Annotated in this window: 26 protein-coding genes and 1 pseudogene; 15 read left to right on the top strand and 12 right to left on the bottom strand. The window is 70.7% G+C overall.

Annotated elements, in window-relative coordinates; all coding sequences use genetic code 11:
• Positions 1-16: 16 nt before the first annotated feature.
• Entirely contained in the window at positions 17-943 is a 927-nt protein-coding gene (locus LR393_RS03310; RefSeq protein ID WP_231481474.1) for a quinone oxidoreductase family protein, read from the bottom strand.
• A gap of 83 nt (positions 944-1,026) precedes the next feature.
• Here LR393_RS03310 and LR393_RS03305 point away from each other — a divergent pair, with 83 nt between their 5' ends.
• Entirely contained in the window at positions 1,027-1,440 is a 414-nt protein-coding gene (locus LR393_RS03305) for a MarR family winged helix-turn-helix transcriptional regulator (RefSeq protein WP_231481473.1), read from the top strand.
• A gap of 9 nt (positions 1,441-1,449) precedes the next feature.
• Here the strand turns inward: LR393_RS03305 and LR393_RS03300 are convergent, their stop codons facing one another.
• Positions 1,450-2,073: a hypothetical protein gene (locus LR393_RS03300; protein WP_231481472.1), complete on the bottom strand. Its 624-nt coding sequence runs from the start codon at positions 2,071-2,073 to the stop codon at positions 1,450-1,452.
• A gap of 274 nt (positions 2,074-2,347) precedes the next feature.
• On the opposite strand from LR393_RS03300, the gene LR393_RS03295 reads away from it, so the two are divergent.
• The 5 genes and pseudogenes from LR393_RS03295 (at position 2,348) to LR393_RS03275 (ending at position 6,540) form a co-directional block, all read left to right on the top strand.
• Complete coding sequence (locus LR393_RS03295; protein WP_231481471.1) at positions 2,348-2,632, top strand: hypothetical protein; 285 nt, start codon at positions 2,348-2,350, stop codon at positions 2,630-2,632.
• Positions 2,620-3,018 (top strand): annotated as a pseudogene (locus LR393_RS03290) (efflux RND transporter permease subunit); the annotation flags it as partial. The gene LR393_RS03295 and the pseudogene LR393_RS03290, both read left to right, overlap by 13 nt.
• Before the next feature lie 93 nt (positions 3,019-3,111).
• A complete protein-coding gene (locus tag LR393_RS03285) occupies positions 3,112-5,385 on the top strand; it encodes a transglycosylase domain-containing protein (RefSeq protein ID WP_231481469.1) in 2,274 nt (757 codons plus the stop codon).
• Positions 5,386-5,502: 117 nt separating this feature from the next.
• Complete coding sequence (locus LR393_RS03280) at positions 5,503-5,970, top strand: nuclear transport factor 2 family protein (RefSeq protein ID WP_231481468.1); 468 nt, start codon at positions 5,503-5,505, stop codon at positions 5,968-5,970.
• Positions 5,971-6,540: a TetR/AcrR family transcriptional regulator gene (locus tag LR393_RS03275; RefSeq protein ID WP_231481467.1), complete on the top strand. Its 570-nt coding sequence runs from the start codon at positions 5,971-5,973 to the stop codon at positions 6,538-6,540.
• A 23-nt stretch (positions 6,541-6,563) separates the two neighbouring features.
• On the opposite strand, the gene LR393_RS03270 is transcribed toward LR393_RS03275, so the two are convergent.
• A complete protein-coding gene (locus LR393_RS03270; protein ID WP_231481466.1) occupies positions 6,564-7,559 on the bottom strand; it encodes a winged helix-turn-helix domain-containing protein in 996 nt (331 codons plus the stop codon).
• A gap of 47 nt (positions 7,560-7,606) precedes the next feature.
• Between LR393_RS03270 and LR393_RS03265 the strand changes: the two genes are divergently transcribed.
• From LR393_RS03265 to LR393_RS03255, 3 genes are all read left to right on the top strand, one after another.
• Positions 7,607-8,818: an MFS transporter gene (locus tag LR393_RS03265; protein WP_231481465.1), complete on the top strand. Its 1,212-nt coding sequence runs from the start codon at positions 7,607-7,609 to the stop codon at positions 8,816-8,818.
• Between the two features lie 64 nt (positions 8,819-8,882).
• Positions 8,883-9,296, top strand: a complete 414-nt coding sequence (locus LR393_RS03260; RefSeq protein ID WP_231481464.1) for a DUF1761 domain-containing protein — start codon at positions 8,883-8,885, stop codon at positions 9,294-9,296.
• A gap of 59 nt (positions 9,297-9,355) precedes the next feature.
• Complete coding sequence (locus LR393_RS03255) at positions 9,356-9,781, top strand: hypothetical protein (RefSeq protein WP_231481463.1); 426 nt, start codon at positions 9,356-9,358, stop codon at positions 9,779-9,781.
• Here the strand turns inward: LR393_RS03255 and LR393_RS03250 are convergent.
• The 6 genes from LR393_RS03250 to LR393_RS03225 are packed head-to-tail and all read right to left on the bottom strand — an operon-like array spanning position 9,772 to position 15,309.
• Entirely contained in the window at positions 9,772-10,608 is an 837-nt protein-coding gene (locus LR393_RS03250; protein ID WP_231481462.1) for an SDR family NAD(P)-dependent oxidoreductase, read from the bottom strand. The genes LR393_RS03255 and LR393_RS03250 overlap by 10 nt on opposite strands.
• A gap of 54 nt (positions 10,609-10,662) precedes the next feature.
• Positions 10,663-11,490: an alpha/beta fold hydrolase gene (locus LR393_RS03245; RefSeq protein WP_231481461.1), complete on the bottom strand. Its 828-nt coding sequence runs from the start codon at positions 11,488-11,490 to the stop codon at positions 10,663-10,665.
• 9 nt (positions 11,491-11,499) lie between these two features.
• Positions 11,500-12,354, bottom strand: coding sequence for a helix-turn-helix transcriptional regulator (locus LR393_RS03240; RefSeq protein ID WP_231481460.1), 855 nt, complete (start codon positions 12,352-12,354; stop codon positions 11,500-11,502).
• A gap of 22 nt (positions 12,355-12,376) precedes the next feature.
• A complete protein-coding gene (locus LR393_RS03235) occupies positions 12,377-13,189 on the bottom strand; it encodes a glycosyltransferase family 2 protein (RefSeq protein WP_231481459.1) in 813 nt (270 codons plus the stop codon).
• A complete protein-coding gene (locus tag LR393_RS03230; RefSeq protein WP_231481458.1) occupies positions 13,186-14,214 on the bottom strand; it encodes a hypothetical protein in 1,029 nt (342 codons plus the stop codon). Before LR393_RS03230 ends, LR393_RS03235 begins: the two co-directional genes overlap by 4 nt.
• 9 nt (positions 14,215-14,223) lie before the next feature.
• On the bottom strand, positions 14,224-15,309 hold the full coding sequence (locus LR393_RS03225) for a glycosyltransferase (RefSeq protein ID WP_231481457.1): 1,086 nt from the start codon (positions 15,307-15,309) through the stop codon (positions 14,224-14,226).
• A gap of 355 nt (positions 15,310-15,664) precedes the next feature.
• Here LR393_RS03225 and LR393_RS03220 point away from each other — a divergent pair, with 355 nt between their 5' ends.
• Positions 15,665-16,747, top strand: a complete 1,083-nt coding sequence (locus tag LR393_RS03220; RefSeq protein ID WP_231481456.1) for an ABC transporter permease — start codon at positions 15,665-15,667, stop codon at positions 16,745-16,747.
• Positions 16,748-16,749: 2 nt separating this feature from the next.
• On the opposite strand, the gene LR393_RS03215 is transcribed toward LR393_RS03220, so the two are convergent.
• Positions 16,750-17,142, bottom strand: a complete 393-nt coding sequence (locus tag LR393_RS03215) for a PPOX class F420-dependent oxidoreductase (protein ID WP_231481455.1) — start codon at positions 17,140-17,142, stop codon at positions 16,750-16,752.
• A 296-nt stretch (positions 17,143-17,438) separates the two neighbouring features.
• On the opposite strand from LR393_RS03215, the gene LR393_RS03210 reads away from it, so the two are divergent.
• The 4 genes from LR393_RS03210 to LR393_RS34930 all read left to right on the top strand — a co-directional run bounded on the left by LR393_RS03210 (position 17,439) and on the right by LR393_RS34930 (position 19,837).
• Positions 17,439-18,710 carry a serine hydrolase domain-containing protein gene (locus LR393_RS03210; protein ID WP_231481454.1) on the top strand — a complete coding sequence of 424 codons (1,272 nt, stop codon included), beginning with the start codon at positions 17,439-17,441 and terminating at the stop codon, positions 18,708-18,710.
• A 178-nt stretch (positions 18,711-18,888) separates the two neighbouring features.
• Positions 18,889-19,401, top strand: a complete 513-nt coding sequence (locus LR393_RS03205; protein ID WP_231481453.1) for a hypothetical protein — start codon at positions 18,889-18,891, stop codon at positions 19,399-19,401.
• Between the two features lie 11 nt (positions 19,402-19,412).
• Positions 19,413-19,709, top strand: coding sequence for a hypothetical protein (locus tag LR393_RS03200; RefSeq protein ID WP_231481452.1), 297 nt, complete (start codon positions 19,413-19,415; stop codon positions 19,707-19,709).
• Positions 19,706-19,837, top strand: coding sequence for a hypothetical protein (locus LR393_RS34930; protein WP_269326601.1), 132 nt, complete (start codon positions 19,706-19,708; stop codon positions 19,835-19,837). The genes LR393_RS03200 and LR393_RS34930 overlap by 4 nt, the downstream gene beginning before the upstream one ends.
• 3 nt (positions 19,838-19,840) lie before the next feature.
• Here the strand turns inward: LR393_RS34930 and LR393_RS03195 are convergent, their stop codons facing one another.
• Positions 19,841-20,683 (bottom strand): SDR family oxidoreductase, encoded by an 843-nt coding sequence (locus tag LR393_RS03195; protein ID WP_231481451.1) that lies wholly within the window; start codon positions 20,681-20,683, stop codon positions 19,841-19,843.
• A gap of 112 nt (positions 20,684-20,795) precedes the next feature.
• On the opposite strand from LR393_RS03195, the gene LR393_RS03190 reads away from it, so the two are divergent.
• The gene (locus LR393_RS03190) at positions 20,796-22,052 is read left to right on the top strand and encodes an alginate lyase family protein (RefSeq protein WP_231481450.1); all 1,257 of its coding nucleotides are present in this window, start codon (positions 20,796-20,798) and stop codon (positions 22,050-22,052) included.
• Between the two features lie 40 nt (positions 22,053-22,092).
• On the opposite strand, the gene LR393_RS03185 is transcribed toward LR393_RS03190, so the two are convergent.
• The gene (locus tag LR393_RS03185) at positions 22,093-23,871 is read right to left on the bottom strand and encodes an RNA polymerase sigma factor (RefSeq protein ID WP_231481449.1); all 1,779 of its coding nucleotides are present in this window, start codon (positions 23,869-23,871) and stop codon (positions 22,093-22,095) included.
• Between the last annotated feature and the right edge of the window lie 214 nt (positions 23,872-24,085).

The following is a 24,085-nucleotide window of genomic DNA, read 5'->3' as shown; positions in this document are numbered from 1 at the left end:
CACCCCGCGGCCATGATCAGGGCACGAACACCACCCGCTCACCGACCGTCGCCTCCCAGTTTTCGGCGATCCCGGACAGCGGCACCGCCCGGGCCTGGACCTGGAGCGATCCGTCGGTGACGGCCGCGGCCAGCGCCGGCAGTTCCGCGATGATGTCCCGGGCGGGCACCGACCCGATGCCGCTGCCGACGATCTGGAGCCGGGCCTGCCGCAGCGCGGCGGAGGGAACGGCCGCGTCCGGCCCCGCCATCGACCCGATCTGGATCCAGGTCAGCGGCACGCTGCGGTCCGGGCGGGCCCGGAGCATCGGCAGCATCAGTCCCGCGGCGACGTCACCCCAGAGGTAGTCGATGACCACGTCGACGCCGGCGGCCTTCTCGGCCTCGTCGAAGGTGATGACCTCGTCGGCCCCCAGCGCGCGCAGTTCCCGCAGGCGGGCCCGGTCACGCCCGGCCGCGATCACCTGCGAGGCGCCGAACAGCTTGGCGATCTGCACGGCCAGCCGCCCGGAGTTCCCCGTGGCACCGAGAACCAGCACCCGCTGGCCCTTCTCGAAGGCGATGCGACGGCGCAGGGCAATCCACGACGACATACCCGGGTTCATCGCGGCCGCGATCCGCACCGGGTCGACACCGTCCGGCAGGACGACGCTTCGGCGCGCGTCGATCACGGTCCGGTCGGCGAAGGTGCCCAGGGCCGGGTCGTCCAGCACCACGTAACGCAGCCGGCCCGACGTGTCCCGCACCACGCCGTCCATCCCGGGCACGATGGGGAGCACCCCGGAACTGCTGTAGTGCGACCCGTTCGCCCGCGACCGGGTGAGGTGGTGCAACCCGGCCGCCAGCACGTCCACCAGCATCTCGTTCTCGCCCGCGACCACCGGTTCCGGGTGCTCGCGGTAGACCGGGGGAAGGGCGAAGTCGGTGATGACAGCTGCCTGCATGACGGGGCTCCTCAACAATGGTTTGTGTTACCAACAACTTCATGTTGGTTGGTAACCCAAACCATGTCAAGTAGCCTGTCCGCGTGACTCCCGACGATCCCCTGCTCGACGCACTGGTCCAGAACACGTTCCGCGTCACGGCCGTGCTCACCCGGGTCGGCGCCGAGCACGACCTGTCCCTGACGCAGCTACGGGTGCTCGGCATCCTGCGCGACCGCCGGGCCCGCATGAGCGAGCTGGCGGCGTTCCTGGGCCTGGACAAGTCCACCCTGTCCGGGCTGATCGACCGCGCCGAGAAGCGCGGGCTGCTGGCGCGGGAGAAGAGCCCGGGCGACCGCCGGGTGATCGAGGTGTTCACGACGACAGCCGGCCTGGAACTGGCCGGGACCGTCTACGCGGAGATCAGACGGGAGCTGTCGCCGTCGATGGACCGCCTGGACCCGCAGCAGCGCGATCAGCTGACCGCTCTGATGGGTGTCCTGCTGGAGCACTTCTGAGCCTCCGGTTCACGCCTGCTCGTGCCCGTGCTCGTCGAGCCAGCGGCGGCCGCGCCGGGCGTCGCGCAGCAACTGGGGCGCCAGCACCAGGACGAGAACCAACGACACCGCGGCGAAGAGGTCGCCGACACCGCGCTCCCCGGACAGCAGACGCCCGGCGGCGCCGCAGAACGCAGCGGGCACGAGGAGGTAGGCGAGGCGACGCTGGGCGACCAGCCCGCGGGCCAGTGCAGTCGCATGGGGCCGGTCCTCCTCCGGCACCGGACCGACGGACCGGACCGCCGCCAGAAGGCTCTTGCGGTGCGCCTTCTCCAGGCCTACGTACTGCGATGGCTGAAGTCGCCGGACCCCGCGGCGCCGGGCCAGCAGCAGGAGCCCCGAGAGCACGGGAAAGAAGAGGAACAGGACACCGAGCAGGACCCACATCCACACCGGGATCTCACCGACCGGAGTGTCCCAGCCGAGCACCGCCAGGACGAACACCACCGGCATGACGAGCAGGTACACCCGCAGCCCGCGGAGCAGGCGGCGGTCCATCTCCCGGTGCGCGCGGGCCGTCAGCTCGGCGTTGATCTGCTCGGTAGTCATCATCCGCTCGGGGTCGGCCACGCACAGCATCCTGAATGCGGGCATACGGTTCTGCACGTCGGCAGGAGGAGCCCCCGGCTCCCGCTCCAGCAGCAGGACGACCTGCGCGGGCCGCTGGAGGCGATGCCGGACGCCGGCACCTTCACGGTCGGCACGGGCGCCGGCCTGAGTTCGGACATCGAGGTGGTGGTGCGCGCCGGTTCCGGCGACGAGGGCACCTGAGCGCGGACACCGAGCAGGTGAGCCGGGCGGCTCCGGGGGCTGTCCGAGGTCCGGGACGTGCGCAGCGACCTGAAGCCGGAGCGCACCGCAGTTCTCGGTGACCGCCAAGGGGGCGGCGGCCGGGCTCACCGACAGCGTGATCGCCGACACGCTGCGCACGGCCGTCGCCGTCTCACAGGTCGCCGTCGACGTCGCCCAGCACGACGTCGCCCAGCACGACGTCGCCCAGCACGACGTCGTCCTGCGCGCATCGGCCACCGCGCCCACCGGCCTGGCCGACGGCCGGGCGCTCCCGATGCCGACCGCCGCGGGCCCGGTGCGCCTGCGGGACGTGGCGACCGTGCGGAAGGTCGAGGCGCCTACGCAGTACTGCTCACGCTGATCGGCATCGTGGTGTCCAACTCGATCGTGCTGGTGGACCCGATCAACCAGGATCGCGAGCGCGGCCTGCCGGGGGCGGACGCGGTGGCCGAGGGTGACCTGCGCCGTCTGCGGCCGATTCTGATGACGGTGCTGGCAACCGTTTTCGCCCTGACCCCGACGGCCCTGGGGATCACCCGGCACGGCGGCTTCATCTCCCGGCCGCTGGCCGTGGTGGTGATCGGTGGCCTGGTCAGCTCGACGGTGCTCACCCTGGTCCTGATCCCCGTGCTCTACCCGATGGCCGAGAGCCGGCGGGGTGCGGGGCCGCATCTTCAGCGCAGTGTCATCGACCATGACGCAGGGTCCAACTCATCACCGGACGGCCGACTTAGCCTGCTGAACTAGCGATTTGGTATGAAAGTGCTAAGGCCCCGTAATGTGTGCCGTATGTCGCCGACTCCTGTCCCACGGAACGTTCTGGGCCTGTTGGGCGCCTTCGTGGTAACCAGTCTCGTAGCGGGAATTCTCGCGGCCGGACTAGCGGTACCGGCGATCGGCGCCTCGGGCATGGCCACCACCGGCGCCATCAAGTCCTTCCAGGAGCTGCCCAGCGACCTGCAAGAGACGCCGATGGCGGCCAACACCACTGTTCTGGCGGCGGACGGGTCCGTGCTCGCGACCTTCTTCGACCAGAACCGCGAGCTCGTGAAGCTCGACGACATCTCGCCGTTCATGCAGAACGCGATCGTCGCGATCGAGGACGAGCGCTTCTACGAGCACGGCGGTGTCGACCCGCAGGGCCTGATCCGCGCCCTGCTGGTGAACGAGATCAACGGTGGTGTCGCGCAGGGTGCCTCCACGCTGACCCAGCAACTGGTCAAGAACATGCTGCAGCAGCAGGCCTACCTGGCCGGCAACGCCGAGGGGGTCGACGCCGCCGCGGTGCAGACGAACGCCCGCAAGCTCAAGGAGATCCGGCTGGCCTCGGCCCTGGAGCAGCGCAAGGACAAGAAGGAGATCCTCCAGGACTACCTGAACATCGCCTGGTTCGGCTCCGGGCAGGTCTACGGCATCGAGGCGGCCTCGCACTACTACTTCAACACCTCGGCCAAGAAGCTGACCCTGCCGCAGGCCGCGATGCTCGCCGGCATGATCCAGTCGCCGACCCAGTTCGACATCTCCGACAAGAGCAAGCTCAAGGCCGCTGCGACCCGTCGGAACACGGTGCTGAACAAGATGTTCGCGCAGAAGATGATCGACGAGGAGACGCGCGACAAGGCGATCGAGACCAAGCTCCGGCCGAAGATCACCCCGATCTACCAGGGCTGCGCGAACGCCGGGCTGCGGGCCTACTTCTGCGACTACGTCTACAACATCATCACCAAGAGCAATGACTTCAAGTCGCTCGGCAAGACGGTGGAAGACCGGCAGAAGGCCCTCAAGTGGGGCGGCTACACGATCCAGACCACGCTCAGCCCGAAGCTGCTGAAGACCAGCTGGAACGCGGCCAAGAACGCGATCCCGCCGAGCGACCCGAGCAACATCGCCACGGCGGCGGTCACCGTCGAGCCGGGCACCGGGAACATCCTCTCGATGACCCAGAACAAGTTCTACAACGTGAACGAGGGGCGGAAGAACACCACGGTCAACTACTCGACCGACTACCAGTACGGCGGTTCTTCCGGCTTCCTCACCGGCTCGACGTTCAAGCCGGTCGTGCTCGCCACCTGGCTGAAGTCGGGGCGCAAGCTCAACCAGGTGATCGACGGGTCGCCGGGCTCGATCGCCCAGCGCACGTTCAAGAGCTGTGGCTCTCACCTCCAGAACACCGACACCTGGACCTTCGTCAACTCCGGTGACGGTGGCGCGAAGGGCAGCCTGACGGTCTGGAACGCGACCGCCAAGTCCATCAACGGTGCGTACATCCGGATGGAGTCCCAGCTCGACCTGTGCGACGTGTCGGACATGGCGACGGCCCTGGGCATGCACCTGGCCGCCCCGCAGGACGACGGGTGCGACGGCTCCGCGAAGAAGCACCTGACGACGAAGATCCCGTACTGCATCCCCTCGGTCGTGCTGGGTGTCGCCAACCAGTCCCCGCTGACCATGGCCAACGCCTACGCGACGTTCGCCGCGAGCGGTAAGTACTGCAAGCCGCGGGCGGTCACCTCGATCAAGGACCGCAACGGCAAGGCCCTGAAGATCCCCAAGAAGGACTGCAAGCAGACCATCCCGGCCAACATCGCCAACACGGTCACGCTGGGCCTGAGCCGGGCCTTCACCACCGGTACCGCGTCCCACCTGGGCCCGCTCCCTAGCGGTCAGCCGGCCTCGGCCAAGACCGGTACGACCAACAACTCGCAGGACACCTGGTTCGCCGGGTACACCCCGCAGCTGGCGACCGCCGTGTGGGTCGGCCCGCAGACGGTCAACGGGCAGCGCAAGCCCATGCTGGGCGTCACCGTCAACGGCCACTACTGGGCGAACGTCTACGGTGGTTCCATCGGTGGCCCGATCTGGAAGTCGATCATGACGTCGGCGCTCCAGGGCAAGAAGGTCGAGCGGTTCCCGAGCGCCGACAGCAGCCTGGTCGGTGCGGAACCTCAGATCCAGAAGCCGAAGACCGACACGGGTGACGCTACCGGTGGCGGCCGGGGCAACACCGGCGGCGGCACGGGTACCGGCACAGGAACCGGAACTGGAACCGGCGGCAACGGTGGCGGTAACACCGGCGGTGGCGGCAATAACGGCGGTGGCGGCAACGGCCGCTGAACAGCCGTGATCTGAACCGGATCTGAAGGCCGGGAGCTCCGTCGGGGCTCCCGGCCTTTTTTCTGCTCCCGGATGGCTGTACCGTTCGGTACAGCCATCTACCGCCGAGGAGAAACCATGTCCCGTCCCCCGCTGCCACCCTTCACCCCCGACACCGCGGTCACCAAGGTCCGCCTGGCCGAGGACGCCTGGAACAGTCGCGACCCCGAGCGGGTCAGCCTGGCCTACACCCCGGACAGTCGCTGGCGGAACCGCTCGCAGTTCCTCACCGGCCGCCCGGAGATTGTCACGTTCCTGACCGCCAAGTGGGAGCGCGAGCACGACTACCGGCTGATCAAAGAGCTGTGGGCCTTCACCGGCGACCGCATCGCGGTGCGCTTCGCCTACGAATGGCGCTCCGGCGAGGGCCAGTGGTTCCGCTCCTACGGCAACGAGAACTGGCACTTCGACGCCGAGGGCCTGATGGCCGAACGGCACGCGAGCATCAACGACCTGGCCATCGACGAGAACGACCGGCTCTTCCGCTGGGACCGCTCCGGCCCCCGGCCCGACGACCACCCCGGCCTCAGCGACCTGGGCCTGTAAATGGCGCGGGTTCAGGCTGAGCGGGCCGACGCCGTCCTCGCTCTCGCCACGACCTTCCGCCTCCACGGCTACGAGGGCACCAGCCTGACCGCGATCACCGCGCAGACCGGGCTCGGCAAGGGCAGCCTCTACCACTTCTTCCCGGGCGGGAAGGAGGACATGGCCCGGGCCGTGCTCGACGAGGTAGGTGACTGGTTCCGCCGCGAGGTCTATGAACCGCTGCGCGCCGACGGCCCCGCCGATCAACGCCTGGCCGCCATGTTCACCGCCGTCGAGACCTATTTCGCCTCACGCCACCTGGTCTGCCTCTTCGCCGCCTTCGCCCTCGGCCAGGAACGCGACCGCTTCGCCGCGGTGATCGCCGCCTACTTCAGCGAATGGCTCGACGCCCTGGAAACCGCCACCGGCGACCGCGAACTCGCCGCCGACACGGTGGCCACCCTGCAAGGAGCCCTGATCCTGGCCCGGGCCCTGAACGATCCGGCCCTCTTCCCCGCCACCGCCGCCCGGGCCCAGAGCCGTGCCCAGACCCGTGCCCGAGCCCGTGCCCACCCACCCCTTAGTTCGTGATCATGCAAAACCTCCCCGGAGTTCTAGAACTCCCGAGCGCTCCCGGCCAGGCTGTCACCCAGCTCCGTGCGCCGGTACACCACCGACCGGCCCACCCGCTCACGAGTGACGAGACCCGCGTCCAGAAGCACTCGAAGATGACCGCCCGTGGCACCGAGGGACGCCTGGAGCACGCCGGCGAGCTGGGTGGTGGAACCCGGGTCGGCGAGGGTTTCCAGCAGCCGCGCGCGGGTGCCGCCGATCAGGGGCGCCAGAGCCGGTGAGCGGTGCGGCCGCGTCTCCCAGAGGGTCGCCGTGCCCCGGCAGGAGTAGCGGATCATCGGCTGCCGCGGGTGGTGCAGGCTGAGGGCCAGGCCCTGGGTGAGGAACACGGAGGGCACGAAGAGCAGGCCGCGCCCGGCCAGGGAGACCGTCTCGTCCGGGCGTCCCGACAGGCGGATCTGACCGCCGTGCCAGCCGAGCCTCGGATGAACGCCCTCCAGGCCGGCACCCCAGCCCAGGGCCACGAGCCGTCCGGCGCGGTGCTGCACGTCACGCTGCAGAACCGCGAGCAGGCGCGGCCATTCGGAGCGCAGCAGCACGTCCCAGGCCCGTTCGACCGCGTCGGCCAGCCGGTCGAGCGCATCGGGAGCGGCGAGCACCGAGGCCACCTCGTCGTCCCTGGTCCCCGCGCCGAGAGGCCCGAGCACGTGGGCCATCTCCTCGCGGGCCGCCCCGACCGACCCCGTACGCACCGCCGCGAGATCGTCCTGGATCGTCTGGCCCATCCCGGCCGGAGGCGGCGAGGTGAAGTCGACACCCTCGTGCTGCCGTTGCAGAGCGGCCAGGGCACGCACCCCCGGATCGTTCCGGATCGTGCCCCACCGCCGGGCGAAACGCCGCAGCAGGGGCGGGTGCCCGCTGCGCCGCCGGGCGAGCATCGCCACCAGGTGCACGGTCTCCCCGGCCGGGGAGACGGCGAACCGGGACGACGCGATGTCGTCGGCGTCCACCGTGATGCGCAGCGACGTTTCGCTCATATCCGAAACATTAGCCCGGCCCCCACGCCGGTGCCAGATTGATCGCCATGAGCACTGATACCCGCACCACCTATCGGGAGGTCTTCGCCGCACCGGGTTTTGCCGCTCTGTTCGGTGCGACCACCCTGACGGTGCTCGGCATCTCGCTGCAGATCCTGGCCTTCTCGGTGCTCGTCTTCGACGCGACCGGCTCGTCCACCTGGTCGTCCGCCGCCTTCGCGGCCGGTTTCCTGCCCGGTGTCGTCGGCGGGCTGCTGCTCCCGTCCCTGGCCGACCGCCTGCCCGCCCGGCCCCTGATCGCCACCGGTGGCCTGGTCCGGGCGACCGGCAGCGCCCTGCTGGCCCTCTCGTCCACCAGTCATTCAGGTGTGGCAGCCGGTTTCGTGGTGGTGACGACCGTTGCGCTGGTCCATCCCCTCTTCAGTTCCGCGCAGTCCGGCGTGGTGACCCGGCTCCTCGCCGGCGACCGTTATGTGCTGGGCCAGTCGCTGTTCACGATCACGTCGATGGTCGCCCAGCTGCTCGGGCTGGCCGTCGGTGGCGTCGTGCTCCAGGCACTCGGCACCACCTGGGTCCTGCTGCTGGCCGCGGCGATGCAGGCCGGCGCGGCCCTGCTGAGCGCCGTCGGCCTGCCGTCGGTACCGGCGCGCGGCCACACCCGCTGGGCTCCCGGGGACACCCTGCGCGGGTACCGCAAACTGTTCTCGCTGAGCACGATCCGGTCCCTCCTGCTGCTCTGGTGGGTGCCGTTCGCCCTCCTCGCCGGGGTCGAGTCGCTGGCCGTGCCCTACGCCGCCGACTCCGGGGCAGGTGGCCTGGCGGCGTCGGCCCTGATGGCCGCGGCGCCGCTCGGCGCGATGGTGGGAGCGGCCGCGGTGAGCCGGCTGGCCGGTCCGCGCACCCGCGAAAAACTCGTGCCCGGGCTGCTTCTTCTCCTGGGTGCGGCCCTGCTACCGCTCGTGGCCAGTCCCCCGGCCCCGCTCGCGGCCGCACTCATCGCCGTGGCGAGCATCGGCCTCGCCTTCGAGATCGGTGGGCAGGGCCGGTTCCGGGAGGCGCTGCCCACCGGGCACGAGGCCCTGGGCTTCGGGCTGCTGGGTGTCGGGATGATGACCGGGCAGGGCCTCGGCCCCCTGATCGCCGGCCCGCTGGCGGATCTCGTCCGCCCGGGCCCGGCCTCGGCGATCATGGGCGGTCTCATCCTGGCGTCGGCGGTCTTTTTGCTGCCCCGACCGGACCCCATAGAGGCCAGAACCTGACCGCTACCCCTGAGATCGTCGTCGCACCGGCAGCACCGCCGGCCTTCAGATCTCAGGAGTACTCGTGTCGCTGGACTTCGACATCAACCCGATCGCCGTCATCGTGGCCACCGTGGCCTGCACCCTGCTCGGCGGCCTCTACTTCACCGTCGTCGTGGCCAAGCCGTACGCCGCCGTGATGGGCCGTGAGAACGAGCCGGCCTGGCAGCCGCCCGCATCGGCCTTCGCCGGGCAGTTCGTCTCCACCCTCCTGGTCGTGCTCACCAGTTCGGTCCTGCTGAACAGCCTGCGGATCACCGAGATCGGCACCGGCCTGCTGTTCGGCCTCGTGGTCGGCGTCGGCCACCTGGCCGCCCAGACCCTGAACATCGCGATCAACCCGAACTTTCCCCACCCGTTCCGCTACACCGCGATCAATGCCCCGTACTTCATCGCCTGCAGCGTGATCACCGGTGCGATCGTCACCGCGCTGGCCTGACACGCCGTCGGCCCGACCCGGTTCGGCCCTTCACCCGGCGGTTCGGCAAGATCTGGGGCATGAGTAACACGGGCAAGAGAATCGTTGCGGCACCGCGCCGGGTGGCCATGGTCTACGGAACCATCTCCGTCATCGGCGTGCTGGGCGTCGTCGCGCTCCTGACCGAGGGCTACGTCCCGGCCGCGGTCGTCGCCGCGATTCTCACGGTCTTCTGGATCGCCGTCACCGTCCGGGCCCTGGGCAACGGCGTCTACAGCGACGGCTACCAGCTCATCAACCGTAACGACCTGGGCCGCCGCCGGATCGCCTGGATCCACATCGACCGGTTCGAGTACCGCGGCGTGAAGGGCCTGGGGCTGTGGAACAAGGAGGACGAGTGGATGGTGCTGCAGTACGTCCCCACCCACGGTGACACGGCCGCCCGGGCCCTGGCCGTGCTCGACCAGGAGCTGCGGAAGAACCGGGCCGAGCAGAATCAGGCCTGAGCCAGGAGCTTCTCGCTGCGCTCCCACAGGTCCCGGGCCAGCCGGGCGTCGTGAATCTGCGGGTGCGTCTTCCTCGGCGCCTTGTCGACCACGTAGTAGGCGCCCGATTCCCAGGTGACACCCGGCGTACCGTCGATGTACCGCACCAGCGTCCGGCCGCCCACCTCGGGCTTGCTCAGCACGAGCAGCTGGCCGATCTTCGTGCGCCAGATGAACCGGGTCGGGCTGCTGGTGTCCTGGCCCATGTTCGTGGCCACGTTGCCCGGGTGGAAGCTGACGGTACTGATGCCCTGGTCGTGGTAGCGGCGGTGCAACTCCCGGGTGAACAGGATGTTGGCCAGTTTGCTGTCACCGTAGGCCTTGTCGGCCGTCCACCTCTTCTCGTTGGCGAGGTCGCCGAGATCCAGGTTCCCGTAGATCCGCGCGGCCTCACTGGCGGTCTGGAGCACGCAGGCACGGGAGGCGACGAGGCGGTCCAGCAGCAGGGTCGTCAGGAGGAACGGGGCCAGATGATTGACCTGCATGGACTTCTCGAACCCGTCCCGGGTCGTCTCGTGCCGGAAGTTGTTGCCCGCGTTGTTGGCCAGGACGTCGATGCGCGGGTAGGCGTCGAGCAGTTCGGCGGCCAGCCGGCGCACCTGGGACAGATCGGTGAAATCGGCCAGGTGGTAGGGCACACCGCCGGCCGACTCCGCCACCTCCCGGGTCTTGCCCGGGGAGCGGCCGACAATCACGACCCGCTCCCCCTTCGCCGCCAGCTGCCGGGCCGCGGCGGCCCCGATCCCGTCGCTGGCCCCGGTGATGATGATGGTTCGTGGACTGGTCATACGACCACGTTAGAACCTCACATCCGTGTGAGTTTCAAGAATTGGTGACGAGCGTCACCAGACGGCGGTGATGGCCTCCGCGAGCGGCTCCGGCATCGACAGGAACGGCGAGTGCGAGCTGTCGAACTCCACGACGGTGGTGGGGGTGGAGGAGACGGCGTCGATCTCGCGGGTGATGCGACGCTGGAGATCGGGGCGGATCGTGGTGTCCTGCGTGCAGACGACGTAGGTGTGAGGCACCGATCCGTAGCGTTCCCGGGTCACGGTGAAGGTCTCGCCGGCGATCCCGGCCGGGCCGTCGGGGGTGATCAGGGCCAGGGCAGCCTGGGCGGTGGCGGGTTCCACGTCTGCGTAGAACGTTTCGCGCACCGCACCGTTCCGGTCGGGGTCGGCGGGGTCCAGGCGCAGCGCCCCGGTGGCGAACAGGTCACCGCGCAGCAGCGGCCCCACCGTCTCCCCGGCGTTCTCGGGAAAGGCGATGTAGGCGGCCCCGGGCCGACCGCTGACGGGCGCGAAGGCCGTGACGTAGACCAGGTGCGAGAACAGGGTGGGCTCCAGCTCGGCCGCCAGCGTCGCGACGATCCCGCCCATGCTGTGGGCGACCACGACACACGGCTCCCCGCCCCCGATCCGGCGGATCTGCTCCACCAGGGTGGCCGCGGCGGACGAAGCGGTGACGGCGGCGACCGGTGAGGGCTCCGCGGCGAACGCCGCGGCATCGAAGGGTCGGGCGGAGTAAGCCTTCGGAGAAAGACTTTTCAGGCCGTGCCCGTCGAGGTCCACGGCGACCGAGGGAACCGCCCGGGCCGCCAGGTGCTCGGCGACGAGGCTCCAGCACCAGCTGCCGTGCCAGAGACCGTGAACGAGGATGACGTTTCGCATGCGTCCACCCTAGGAATCCGCCAGCGGCGTAACCACGCACTGGTTGTACGGGGCTGCCAGTCGTCCGATCCGGGCGGCGCTCGGAGTTCCGGGCGTGGGCTTCAGGAGCAGAAGACGTTGCGGCGACGTGGGACTGGTGATGACGGAGCACTCCAGGTCGATGCGCCCGACCTCCGGGTGATCGATCACCTTGGCCGCGCAGTGCAGCGCCGACACCACGTGCCGGTCCCAGGCCTCGACGAATTCCTCACTGGCGGCGAGCAGGTCGGCCAGCAGGGCCGCGGCCCGGGCGTCCGGCTCCCGCCGGGCCAGCCCGGCGCGCAGGTCGGCGGCGTAGGCCAGACCCGAGGCCTCGTGCTGGTCGCGGGGCTCCATCAGGTCGCGCCAGGCCGGTGAGGTGAACCAGCGCCAGGTCAGGTTCGCCTCCCAGCCCGGCAGGCCGGACACGTCACCGAGCAGCTCCCGGTTGAGCCGGTTCTGCTTCAGCACGTCCCCGAGGCCGTCGGTGATGGAGGCCGGCGTGGTGCCGGCCACCGCGCCCATCACGTAGTCCAGGGCCGGATCGACGTCCTCGCCGTTCCCGGGCCGCACCGGCGGGGCGTGCCCGGCCAGGCGGTACAGGTGGTCACGGGCATCGTCGTCCAGCCGCAGGGCCTGGGCCAGACCACCCAGCACAGGGGCCGAGGGCAAGGATCCGCGGCCCTGTTCCAGCCGCTCGTAGTAGACCGTGGAGATGCTCGCGAGCTCGGCGACCTCTTCCCGCCGGAGGCCAGGCGTACGCCGGCGCGAACCGGTCGTCACCAGGGGCGGCGCGGTCTCCCGGCGCCGGCGCAGGAATCGGCCCAGGTCTGCGCGCTTGTCCATACCGCGAGCGTATCGGCCCGTTTCAGCGCACCCGCAGCAGCCCGGCGTCCGGGTCGAAGTCGATCAGGTCCCGCTGCCGGAACTCCTCCAGCCATCCACGCATCGGGTACCAGCCGTGCAGATCAGCGAAAAGACTTGCATTGCGGACGATGTCGTCCAGGTGCGGGATCGGCGGACTCTGGCTCGCATGGTACTGGTGATAGGCCACCGCATCGCCGCTCCACCACACGCCCAGCCCGGCCTGCTTGGCCCGCACCGCGAAATCGGTGTCCTCACCGCCGTACCCGCTGAAGCGCTCGTCGAAACCGCCGATCCGGTCGAACGAGTCCCGTCGCAGAGCCAGGGACGTCGTCCACGCCAGTTCGTGCCGGTCGTCACGGACCAGCCGTCCCGGCTCGGGGGCCGGGCGGGCGGGGTGCTGCTCGGAGTGGCGGCGCAGGTGCGGTTCGGTCCAGCCGGCGCGCACAGCCCCCTCCCCGAGGTACCGCAGCGGGCCGGTGACCAGCCCGTCCACCCGATCCAGGGCGTCCGCGTAGGTCTCGACCAGCCGCTGGCCCGGGATGCAGTCGACGTCCAGCAGGACGACGTGCTGGGCCTCGCTCGCGCGCACCCCCAGGTTGCGGGCCGCGGCCAGGCGCAGACGGCCGTTCTCGGGCGGCAGATCGACCACGGTCACCCGCCGCGCCGGCCGGGCGGGCAGGGTGACGGTCTCGTCGTCCATGCGCACGATCACCAGATCGTCCGCCGGCCGGGTCTGGCGTTGCAGCCCTTCGAGCAGACGGCTCAGGTGACCGCGTCGTCCGGCCACGATCGTGACCACCACGAGGCCGGTCATCCGACCGTCACCGCCGCCGGATCGACCGTGCGGGAACGCTCTTCGATCAGCCGGGCGAACCGTTCGGCGCCGTCCGCGACGAGGGCGGGCGGTGTGGTGGCACGCGCCACGGCCTGCGCCCAACCGGCCGGCCCGGGCATCCGGGTCAGCACCACGGCGTCGCCGGTCGCTTCCAGGGCCCGGGCGGTGGCCTCCTGCTCCCCGAACGGACGTTCCTCGGGCAGCGCCACGAACGGTTTCCGGGCCGCCACGACATCGCCGAGCGTTCCCAGACCGGTGTTCCCGATCACCACGTGAGCCGCGTCCAACTCCGTCCCCACGTCCTCGATCCGGCCCCGGAAGGTCAGATTCGCCGCGGAAGTCGCCGAGGGCCCCGAGAGCCCCAGCACGTGCACGTCGTGCCCCGGGAGCCCGGCCGCGATCTGCGCACAGGCTTTCCGGCCCAACCGCGACCCACCCGAACCCACCAGGACGACTGCTCGGGCGCGTCCTCGATCGTCGGTGCCGGGCACCGCCCGGTGGGCGCCGCTCACCAACCCGACCGCCCGCGTACGCGGCCGGCCCGTGTGCAGCCCCCAGGACTCGGGCACCGGCATGACCACCTCGTCCGCCAAGCCGAAACCCAAGGTGTGCGCGGGGTCGTCGCGCAGTCCGGGCTGACGCACCGCCACCACCGGAACCCCGCTGGCGCGCAGCAGAACGGTCACCTCGACCGACACGTCGACCACCGCGAGAGGCGGGCGGTAGCGGGCCACCGCGTCCAGCAGCATCTGGTGCCGGTGCAGCAGACCGTTCTCGTGCAGCGGAGCCCAGTGCAGCCGGCCGTGGGCATCGTTCCCGTCCCCGTAATCCTTGTCGGACCAGTCCAGCGGCAGCCGCAGGTGGCGGCACGTCGCCGGCAGCTCCCCCGGCGGCGGCCCCGAGGAGGCGAGAACCACGGGCCGCTCGAGCATTCCGGCCACGGCCAGGGCGCGTCGCCAGTGCCCCAGACCCTGATGGTGGACGTAGTACAGAATCGGTCTCACGGGTGCGCCTCAGGCGCTCAGCGAGTCGGGCAGCGGGCCGGGACCCGACGCGGACTCCGCTGCGGGCAGCCGGGCCAGGTCCAGCATCAGCGCCTCGTACTGATTCATCATCGTGCGGGCGTCGTAACGCCGCGCGTGGCGCCGGACCTTGCGGCGGTTCATCGTGCGGGCCTCGTCGATCGCGGCGGCCAGGCCGTCCACCGACGCCTTGTCGGCCACGGCGCCGCCCGAGGGCAGGACCACCTCGGGGCAGGCCCCGTTGGGCAGTGCCGCGACCGGGGTGCCGCAGGCCATCGCCTCGACCATCGCCAGACCGAACGGCTCGTCCCACAGCGGGGTGGCCAGGAACACCTCGGCCTTCGACAGCTGGGTGGCCAGCTGCTCGTGGGTCAGATGGCCGCGGTAGCGCACGTCCGGGCCCGTACGCGGCCGGATTTCGTCCTCGAAGTACTGCGGGTCACCCACGATGCCGGTGAACTCCAGGTGCAGGCCCGCCGCCCGGGCCGCGTCGATCGCCAGGTGCAGGCCCTTCTCCGGCGTGATCCGGGCCGACCAGACGGCCAGCCCCCGCTCCTGGCCGGCCACCGCGCGCCACTGGTCCAGGTCGATGCCGTTGGGCACGACCCCGACCTCCGGCAGCAGCGAGCGCCAGGCCATCGCGGTGAAGCGGGAGACGGCGACGAACGTGTGCCGGGCCCCCGGCTTCCAGCCCGGGGCCTCGATGACGGCGTTGACCTTCTCCAGCGTGGGCGGTGTGTGCAGCACCGTCAGCATCGGATGACCGTCGAGGTCGCGGTACGGCAGCGGGCTCAGCGAGTTGTTGAGGACGAGGTCGAAGCCGCCGTCCTCGATCCGGGCCAGGGCGCGGCGCATGGCGCCGTCCAGCGCCTCGTCGCGACTGTGGCTGTGGCGCACCGTCCCGTACACGAAGCTGTCGTCGAGGATCGGTACGAGCCGAGCCTGCGTCGAGCTGTTCTCCCGGGCGAACAGGGTCACGTCGTGCCCCCGCCGCACGAGTTCGTCCGCCACCAGTCGGGTGTGCATCTCCATACCGCCGGCGAAGGGCTCGGCGATCGGATGGTGGAGATGGGCCAACAACGCAATTCTCACTGGTAGACCCTTCGTGCTCGAACCCGGTTTCCCGGCGCTCCCGCTTCAGCGCAACATCGGCGGGGCCCGCGGTCTGGAGCCACCCCGGCCCCCGCCCGAACGGACGAGGCGCCGCCACGGAACGTATCGCTCCTGGGGAGGGAGCGCCCGTCGGGGTGCTGGACGAAGGCCCTGACCAGGTGAATCAGGACAACTCCCGAGGTCCGAGTTAGCTGTGAGTAACCGGAAGTGGCGACAGGCCCCCGGCCGCGGTGCCTGCCGCCCAACGGGTGAGCCCGAACTGACGCGGAGCCTCTGCACTGCGAGCATCGTCCGGACAGATCCCGAGGAGGGCGAGCGCATGGGTACGGTGGCCCAGCACGGCGAGCATTCCCCGGAACCGGACGAGGATGTCGGGCAGACACTCCCGCCCGCCGCGGAAAAAGCTCGTGAGCAACACTTCTGGATCCGCGCCGCGGTCATCGCCGGGATCGGTGTCACCATCCTGACCCTGCTCGGGTCGGCGTTGCTGAGCATCTCCCACGCGCCTCGGCCGCACCACCTTCCGCTCGGCTACGTGGGGACGGATTCCGGCCGCACCGCGATGGCCGAACAGGCCGGCGGTGCGCTCGATTACGTCGCGTACGGCAGCCGGGCGGAGGCCGTCGAGGGCATCCGGCGGATGGACACCTACGGCGCGGTCGTCGTGGGCATCGACAGCACCGAACTACTGAAGTCCACGGCGGCCTCGCCCCAGGTCGCTGCCGCCCTCACCGCCTTGTTCATCGCGTCGGACCCTGCGTCGGACTCTGCCTCCGTGGTGCCGACGGTGAGCGAGATCAGCCCGCTCCCCTCCGGTGACTCCGCGGGCGGGAGCCTGGCCATCCTGCTCCAGGTCGTCGTGCTCGTGGGCACGATCGGCTCGGTGGGACTGGGCCGGCTGGTTCCGCGCTACCGCGCCAACTGGGCCCGCGGTGAGCTCCCCGTGCTGTTCCTGGTGCTGTACGCCCTCGTGGTGGGGACCGGGATCTCGACCCTCGCGCACGCGTTCGGCGTCGGGAACCACGTCCACTACTGGAAACTGGCCCTCTGCCTGGCGCTGATCAACCTCGCCGTGACCGCCTCGGTCAGTGGCCTGGTCTCCCTCATCGGCAGTGCCGGGGCCGGTGTCGGGGCGGTGCTGTACTTCCTGCTCGGCACCCCGATCAGCGGGGCCGCGACCGCCCTGCCCATGATGCCGGTCGCGTGGCGGGATTTCGGCCAGTCGCTGCCACCCGGTGCGGGTGCCACCCTGCTGCGGCGCGTGCTCTACTTCCCCGACGCGTCCCTGGCCACTCCCCTGCTGACACTCGGCCTGTTCGCCGGCACGGGCGCGGTGGTGCTGGGCGTGGTCAATCTGGTCGCCGGCGCCCGGCGCCGCAACAGCCTGGCCAACCTGCCCTGAGGTCAGCCCGGGGTGTGCACCTTGTCGATCTTCACGGTGAGCAGGACCCGCTGCTGGTCGCGCCCGCCCCACCAGGGATAGGGACGGCCGAGGTACTTCTGCGCGAGCCGGTCGATGTGTTCCGTGGCGCCCTCCGTCGTCTCCGAGACCACGCTGCCCCGCAGCGCCCAGGACCGCGACGGCGCCTGCGGATCGGTGATGCCGATGGCGACCCGGTGGTCCCGCCGGATGTTCCGCATCTTCTGATGGGTGTCCACCGTGTTGACGAGCAGGTGCTCGCCGTCGGTGTCCACCCAGGTCTGGCTGATCTGCGGGGAACCGTCCGGCATCAGCGTGGTGACGAAACAGATGGCCGGTCCGGAAAGGACGTCGAGCAGGTTCTGGGGCAGTGACATGGTGCTGGGCCCTTCATTCGCGGTCGCCGGGCCCGTCCCGGCTGGATCTGGTCCAGACCCAGAACTGCTTCAGGTCATCGCCACGGTATCGCGGCCGGCATCGGGCCGGGCTCGCTGCGTCAGCCGCTCGGCGCGAGCTGCCCCGGAAGCGGCACAGCAGCAGCGATCGGACCTCTCAGCTGGACCTTCGCCGGTACAGGTAGTGCCTGCACCACCAGGCGGGGTACGGCCAGCACCCGGGCGGGTGGGCAGCCTGGGGCAGTGATTGCCGGGGGCGATCGCGACAGGCTGGACGCATGACGACAGACACCGCCACCAGGAAGTCCGCCCACCCGCGTCGCCGCACGGCGGTCGCGCTCAGCGCCGCTGTTCTGGCCGGTTCGGGTGCGATCGCCGCCGCCGGTGCCGCCTCGGCCGGTACACCGGCCCCGAGCGGCCAGGGGCCGATGCGCGACGTCGCCGAGCAGGTGCTGGCCTCCGGCGCCCCCGGCTACGTCGCCCGGATCAACGACGGCCGGCGCACCGCGTTCACGGTCGCCGGGCTCGCCGACATCGCCACCGGACGCCCGCTCACCGCCCGCGACCAGTTCGAGATCGGCAGCAACACCAAGACCTTCATGTCCACGCTGGCCCTGCAGCTGGTCGACCGGCACCAGCTGCGCCTGGACGCACCCGTCGCGAAGTACCTGCCCGGCGTCGTGCCGAACGGGAAGAACATCACCGTCCGGATGCTGCTCAACCACACCAGCGGCCTGTTCAGCTACACCGGCGACGAGGACTTCTTCGCCCAGCTGACCGAAGACCCGCAGCGCGTCTGGACCGAGCAGGAACTGCTGGACGTCGCGTTCAGGCATGAGCCCAACTTCGCCCCGGGCACGAGCTGGTCGTACTCCAACACCAACTACACGCTGATCGGGATGATCCTGCAGAAGCAGACCGGCAGGTCCCTGCCCGACCTGGTGCAGCAGCGCATCGCCAGGCCCCTGGGCCTGCGGCACACCTATTACGCCGACCCGCGCGCCACGAACACCGGCCCTGGCTACGCCCACGGGTACGCGGTCAGCTTCGCCGGCGCCACCCCGACGAAGGTCGACACGTCCACCTGGCCGATCGGCGGCTGGGGCGGCGCCGCCGGCGCGATCGTGTCCGACGCGAACGACCTGTCCCGCTTCTTCTCCGGCGTCCTGGGCGGAAAGCTGTTCTCCCAGCACCAGGTCAACCAGATGAAGAAGACGGTCGACGTCCCGGCCGACTACCCGATCAAGGGCGGCTACGGTCTGGGCCTGTTCCGCGTCGACGGCGCCTGCGGCACCGTCTGGGGCCACGGCGGCGACACCCTGGGCCACCACAGCACCGCCTTGGCCACCGAGGACGGCCGGCGCACCGCGGTCAGCGACACCACCGCCGAGCCCAGCGACACGAAGGCCAACGACGGCGTGAACCGTTACGCCCAGGTCGCCTTCGCCGCCGAGGACGTGACCATCTGCGAGATGCTCGACAAGCCCGTCCCGGCCTCCGTCACCGACGCCCTGCATGGCACCACCCCGACGCCGGCGGCTGCCGGCTGACGTCAGCCCCGGTTCCCGGCCGGTCGCCGCACCATCTGGCGACCGGCCAGTTCCGTCTCCACCGTCGTACCTGTCGTCCCGCCGTCAGACGCGGTGCCGGACGGCGGGCACCGGGTGACCGGCTCGCTGCGCCAGAATCCCGAGCCACCGGGCAAGGCCCGGATCTGGGACACTACCGATGGTGGACGCGTTGCTCACCGGCCCGGTGGAGGGCTACCCCCTGCGTGTCGTGCTGCCCGGGCTCGACCGCGTGCTGTGGTGGGGCCCGGACGCGAACGACCAGGACGTCGTCGCCGCTTCCGGCGGCCACCCGGTGAGCTGGGCCACCCCGGACCAGTGCTGGGCCGCGGCGGCCGGGAACGGGTGGGACGTGGGCGACCCGGACAGCGCCGAGACGCTCATGGATCTGCGCGGGGTCGTCGACTGGAACCGGCGGCGAGGGCTGGCTCTGGACCCGGTCGGCGCGCTGAACGCCTGGAACCTCGCCGGGGATGTCGCCCGCACCACCGGCGGCCCCTGGCACGACCGGAGCCGGATCTGTGACGCCTGCTACGACAAGCTCGTCGCGGCCAACCTTCCGTACCTGTTCGATCGGTCCGGGTACTCGCCCCGCTGGACCCGGCGCGAACTCCAGAACCTGCACCGGAAACTCGGTGAGGCCATCACCCTGATCACTCACGCCCTGAGATGAGCCGGAACGACGTGGACACCGCCCCGCATGTTCATGCCCAGCGCAGCCTTTTCCTCTTCTTGTGGGCAGCTCTCTGGGTCCTCGCCACGATCGGCCCCCGCCACCTCGGGGAGTGGCTCGGCCTCGGGCAGCTGACGAAAGACTCGATCGGTGGCCTCGCCTACCTGACCATCGCCGTCGTCTGCGGGCTCGAGAGCCGGAGCTGGCTCAGCTTCGTCCTGTCATTCATCCCGGTCTACGGAATGATCCATTCCGCACGCTGTTTCTGGCGGCTCGCTCCCCCGGAGCCGGTCACTTCCCCAGCGTGACCGCGCGGCGCAGGCCCTGGCCACCTTCCTCGACCGGAGCTCGCTGGAGCCGCTACCTGTGCCAGAGCGGTCTGGACGAACTCCGGGCCTGGCTGGACATCACCATCCAGCGACTGGCCGACGGGTGAGTCTCAGGCCTGTTCCAGGTACTCGGCCAGGCTCATCGGGGCCGTGCCGGTGATGTCCTCGATCGCCGGGCTGACCGGGGCCATGACGTTGCCGGCGATTGCCGTGTAGGTGCTCACCCAGGCATCGAGCTGCCAGCCCGGCGCCCCGTACCCGGCGCGGGAGGCGTAGGCCTCCTCGATCGTCTCGTCGTGGAAGACGACCGGCCGGCCCCGGACGGCGCTGACGGTCTCGGCGACCTCGGACAGGGTCAGGGCCTGCGGACCGGTCAGGTCGTACTGCCGGTCCTGGTGCTGTTCCGGGGAGAGCAGGACGGCGGCCGCGGTGCGGGCGACGTCGGTGTGGGCGACGAAGGCGCAGCGGCCCTGGCCGGCCGGACCCCGGATCACCCCGTCGTCACCGGCCAGGTTCGCGGCCAGGTCGAGGTAGAAGCTGTCGCGCAGGAAGGTCCGGCGCACGCCGCTGGCCTTGATGTACTCCTCGGTGACGTGGTGGTCGCGGGCCAGGGTGAACGTCGCGTCGGCGGCCGCGCCCACGAACGAGGTGTAGACGATGTGGGGCACCCCGGCCGCGACCGCCGCGTCGATGAACGAGCGGTGCAGGTCGAGCCGGTCCGGGCTCTCCGGCGCCGAGACCATGAAGAGCACGCCCACCCCGTCCAGCGCATCCACCGAAGCCTGCCGGTCGGTGTAGCTGAACGGGTGGACGCCCGCGTGCGGCAGTTGCGGGGCCCGGCTCGGGTCACGCACCAGGAGACGCTGGGTGGCACCGGCTCCGGCGAGGTGGTGGGCCACCATTCCCCCGAGCCGGCCGGTCGATCCCGTGACCGCGATCGGCGACGTACCCATGATCTGCTCCCTCGTTGCGGTGACCGGAAACCAGCTTCCCAGTTTCTGTCATTCCGGTGGGACCCGGACGGTCGTCCCTGATGACCGTGTCCCCCTCCGAGAGATGACCCCCATGCGTCCATCAGTATCCGTCAGCCGTCGCAACCTGCTCCTCGGTGCCGGGGCCCTCGGGGCCGCGGCCACCGTCGGCATCGCGGTGAGACCGGCAGCGGCGGTCCAGCCGACCGCCGCCGTGACGTTCGCCCATCCGGGTCTGCTGCACACCCAGGCGGACTTCACCCGGATCCGCAACAGCATCGCGGCCGGTGACGCCGTCGTCACCTCCGGCTGGCAGCGCCTGACCGGGAACGGCCGATCGCACGCGACCTGGAAGCCCCGGCCGCTGCCGACCGTGGTGCGCGGCGGCGACGGGCAGAACTACGCCCAGTTCTTCATCGATGTGCACGCCGCCTACCAGAACGCGCTGCGCTGGCGGATCACCGACGACCCGGCGCACGCCCGGGCCGCCGTCGGCGTCCTGAACGCCTGGTCGTCCACCCTGAAGCAGATCACCGGGAACGCCGACCGCTTCCTCGCGGCCGGCATCTACGGCTACCAGCTGGCCAACGCGGCCGAACTGCTGCGCGGTTACGAGGGTTTCGACCTGGCGGGCACCCAGAACCTGCTCCGGAAGGTCTTCTACCCGCTGAACGACCAGTTCCTGACCCGGCACAACGACGCCTACATCACGAACTACTGGGCCAACTGGGACCTCTCGAACCTCGCCGCGGTGATGGCCATCGGCATCCTGTGCGACGACCGGAGCCTGTTCGACCGCGCCGTCACCTATCTGCGGACCGGACCCGGCAACGGCTCGATCCCCCACGCCGTGCCCTTCCTGCACGGCGACCAGGGTGAGCTCGGGCAGTGGCAGGAGAGCGGCCGCGACCAGGGTCACAGCGTCATGGGCATCGGCCTGCTCGGCGCCCTCTGCGAGATGGCCTGGAACCAGGGCGTCGACCTGTACGGCTTCGACGACAACCGGTTCCTCAAGGGGGCCGAGTACGTGGCCCGCTACAACCTCGGCCGCGAGGTGCCCTTCACCACCTATGAGTGGGGCACCGGCGTCACCGGGGCCCGGCGGACCCAGACCGTGATCTCCCCCGCCGGGCGGGGCCAGGTGCGCCCGGTCTGGGAACAGGTCTTCCACCACTACGTCAACCGGCGTGGGCTGGCCGCCCCGAACGTCACCGCGATGGCGAGGAGCGTGCGCGCCGAAGGCGGTGGCGGCGACTACGGCTCGGCCAGCGGCGGCTACGACCAGCTGGGTTTCGGGACGCTGATGTTCACCCGTCCGCGGACGAAGACGAAGACGAAGCGTCAGAGGTGAGGACCGGGGTCCCCGTGATCCACCGGGTCGCGGGGACCCCTCATCCACCGACCCGGCTCCGGCGGGGCACGGTCGCCGGGTCTCGCGGATCGGCGCGGGTGACGTACTGGGGCACCGGTGAGGCGTTCGTGCCGACGTCCCGGTTGAGCCCGTACCGCACGCGCCCCTGGTCCGGAGCCGTCAGGAGGTCGTCGTCGATCGTCGCGCGGTCCACGATGTGCACGTAGAGGTTGTAGTCCGCGCCTCGTTCGTTGGACGTGAACGTCACCTCGCCGTCCAGGTAGTAGTACTCCCAGCCCCACATCTGCTGCGCCCCGGCCGGCAGAACGGCCTGACCGTGCTCCGGGTCTCCCATCCAGGTGTAACCCCGCGGCCGGTCTGGAATCTGGTCGTCGAGGCGGTACCCCCGACCGGACGCCACGTGGAAGATCCGGCCCCGCAACCGGGTCCACGACGGCATGGTCACGGCGCCGACCCGCTCGGTGATCGCCATCGCGGTCTCGACCCGGATGTACCCGCGCCCGCGGAACGTCACCCACTCGCCCCGGTGCACCAGGGAGGTCACGTCCGGCCGGGGGTCGAGGTCGCCGCTGTTCGCGACCACGAGGGTCCCCTCCGGGCGCACCGGCAGCGGCTGCGGGCGGATGTTCGCCGGTGGTGCCGGTTCGGCGCGGTCCACCGTGCTGCCGTAGAGAGCCGATGGTGGACGCGGGTCACGAGCCGTGGTCGGGTGGCTGGGTGACGGCTTCACCGTCGTGGGCGTGAGCGGCGTGGCCCTTGAGGTCGGCCCGATCGTCCGAGCCGGTGCGACGGCGGGCGGGACCCGGGCGGGGCCGGGCGGATCCCGGTGGGTCACGACGACGGCCCCACCCGCGACCACCGCCGCCCCGGCGACCACGGCCACGAGCTTCCCGACGGCCGGGCCGCCCAGCCAGCCCCCGGCCGCTCCGGCCGAGCCAGCTGCTCCGGCCGTTGTCACACCGGTCAGCGACGACCCGGCCAGGATCGCCGGCACCGAGGGCAGGCCGGTCAGCGAGTGCGCGAGCGGAACCATGACCAGACCGGCCAGGAGCCGCTCGGGCGGGACCAGCGCCGGGCGATGACCCGTGCAGTACCGGCAGTCCCGCAGATGCCGGGCCAGCCGCTTGCGCCACACCGGACCGGGCGTACCGTCCCAGCCGGCCAGGAGCGGCGCCAGGTCCGGGCAGCCCGGCCGGGCCTGCAACGCACCGACGATCTCGCGGGAGGTCTCCAGCTGCTCGCGCATGCGCCGGACCCGCACGGCCGCGTGACCCGGGCCGATGCCCAGCGCCGTGCTCAGGTCGGCCCGGGTGATCTGCCCGATCAGCTCGAGCCACCACAGCGACAGCACGAACCGGGACTCCGGGTCCAGCCAGTCCGACGCCTGGGCCACCTGACGGCGCTGGCCGGTCAGGCCCAGCCGCAGGATCGTCAGCTCGGTGAAGTCCGATCCGGGGTCGGCCGGCGCCGCGGCCTCGTCCAGTACCTGGCCGCGCTCCGCCGCCACCCGCCGGAGCCGGAGGTGGTCGGCGATCTCGCGCCGCGCGATGGCCAGCACCCATCCGGAGAACCGCTCAGGCTGCCGCAGCGACGGCAGGTTCTCGACCACGCTGATGAGCGTGTTCTGCACCACGTCGTCCACGTCGGCGTGCCCCCGCAGCGCCCGCCCGGCGACGTTGTACAGCATGACGAGGTGCTCCCCGATCAGCTCCCCGAGTACGTCCCGGTCACCCCGCTGGGCCGCCCGCACCCGGTCCGCCAGGAGGGGAACATCCGGGGTCGCTGCCCGCTTCGTCATCGTGTCGAACCAATCCGCAGTCGTGGTGGGCCACAGTGGGCCTGATGCCCGTGCTGATGACTCATCCGGGGGCGCCGGAATGACGGAAATCGCCGGCCGAAATCACGGCAGGTCCCAGGATTTTTCCTGGATGCCCCAGACGCAACTTAAGCTCACGCGTGTGGACATGGCGCACGACGGTAGACGTGAAGGGGTCAGACCGGGCATCTCGACG

Source organism: Kineosporia mesophila (assembly GCF_021129235.1).
In the GTDB taxonomy this organism is placed as follows: Bacteria; Actinomycetota; Actinomycetes; order Actinomycetales; family Kineosporiaceae; genus Kineosporia; species Kineosporia mesophila.
This window is presented reverse-complemented; position numbering and strand designations above follow the sequence as displayed.

Coding starts and splice junctions, on each gene's coding strand:
- LR393_RS03255 (WP_231481463.1), top strand. CDS start 9,356: ATGAGTAACACGGGCAAGAGAATCGTTGCGGCACCGCGCCGGGTGGCC.
- LR393_RS03205 (WP_231481453.1), top strand. CDS start 18,889: ATGGTGGACGCGTTGCTCACCGGCCCGGTGGAGGGCTACCCCCTGCGT.
- LR393_RS03240 (WP_231481460.1), bottom strand. CDS start 12,354: ATGGACAAGCGCGCAGACCTGGGCCGATTCCTGCGCCGGCGCCGGGAG.
- LR393_RS03270 (WP_231481466.1), bottom strand. CDS start 7,559: ATGAGCGAAACGTCGCTGCGCATCACGGTGGACGCCGACGACATCGCG.
- LR393_RS03210 (WP_231481454.1), top strand. CDS start 17,439: ATGACGACAGACACCGCCACCAGGAAGTCCGCCCACCCGCGTCGCCGC.
- LR393_RS03280 (WP_231481468.1), top strand. CDS start 5,503: ATGTCCCGTCCCCCGCTGCCACCCTTCACCCCCGACACCGCGGTCACC.
- LR393_RS03185 (WP_231481449.1), bottom strand. CDS start 23,871: ATGACGAAGCGGGCAGCGACCCCGGATGTTCCCCTCCTGGCGGACCGG.
- LR393_RS03190 (WP_231481450.1), top strand. CDS start 20,796: ATGCGTCCATCAGTATCCGTCAGCCGTCGCAACCTGCTCCTCGGTGCC.
- LR393_RS03300 (WP_231481472.1), bottom strand. CDS start 2,073: ATGCCCGCATTCAGGATGCTGTGCGTGGCCGACCCCGAGCGGATGATG.
- LR393_RS03275 (WP_231481467.1), top strand. CDS start 5,971: ATGGCGCGGGTTCAGGCTGAGCGGGCCGACGCCGTCCTCGCTCTCGCC.
- LR393_RS03220 (WP_231481456.1), top strand. CDS start 15,665: ATGGGTACGGTGGCCCAGCACGGCGAGCATTCCCCGGAACCGGACGAG.
- LR393_RS03310 (WP_231481474.1), bottom strand. CDS start 943: ATGCAGGCAGCTGTCATCACCGACTTCGCCCTTCCCCCGGTCTACCGC.
- LR393_RS03250 (WP_231481462.1), bottom strand. CDS start 10,608: ATGACCAGTCCACGAACCATCATCATCACCGGGGCCAGCGACGGGATC.
- LR393_RS03235 (WP_231481459.1), bottom strand. CDS start 13,189: ATGACCGGCCTCGTGGTGGTCACGATCGTGGCCGGACGACGCGGTCAC.
- LR393_RS03265 (WP_231481465.1), top strand. CDS start 7,607: ATGAGCACTGATACCCGCACCACCTATCGGGAGGTCTTCGCCGCACCG.
- LR393_RS03195 (WP_231481451.1), bottom strand. CDS start 20,683: ATGGGTACGTCGCCGATCGCGGTCACGGGATCGACCGGCCGGCTCGGG.
- LR393_RS03215 (WP_231481455.1), bottom strand. CDS start 17,142: ATGTCACTGCCCCAGAACCTGCTCGACGTCCTTTCCGGACCGGCCATC.
- LR393_RS03245 (WP_231481461.1), bottom strand. CDS start 11,490: ATGCGAAACGTCATCCTCGTTCACGGTCTCTGGCACGGCAGCTGGTGC.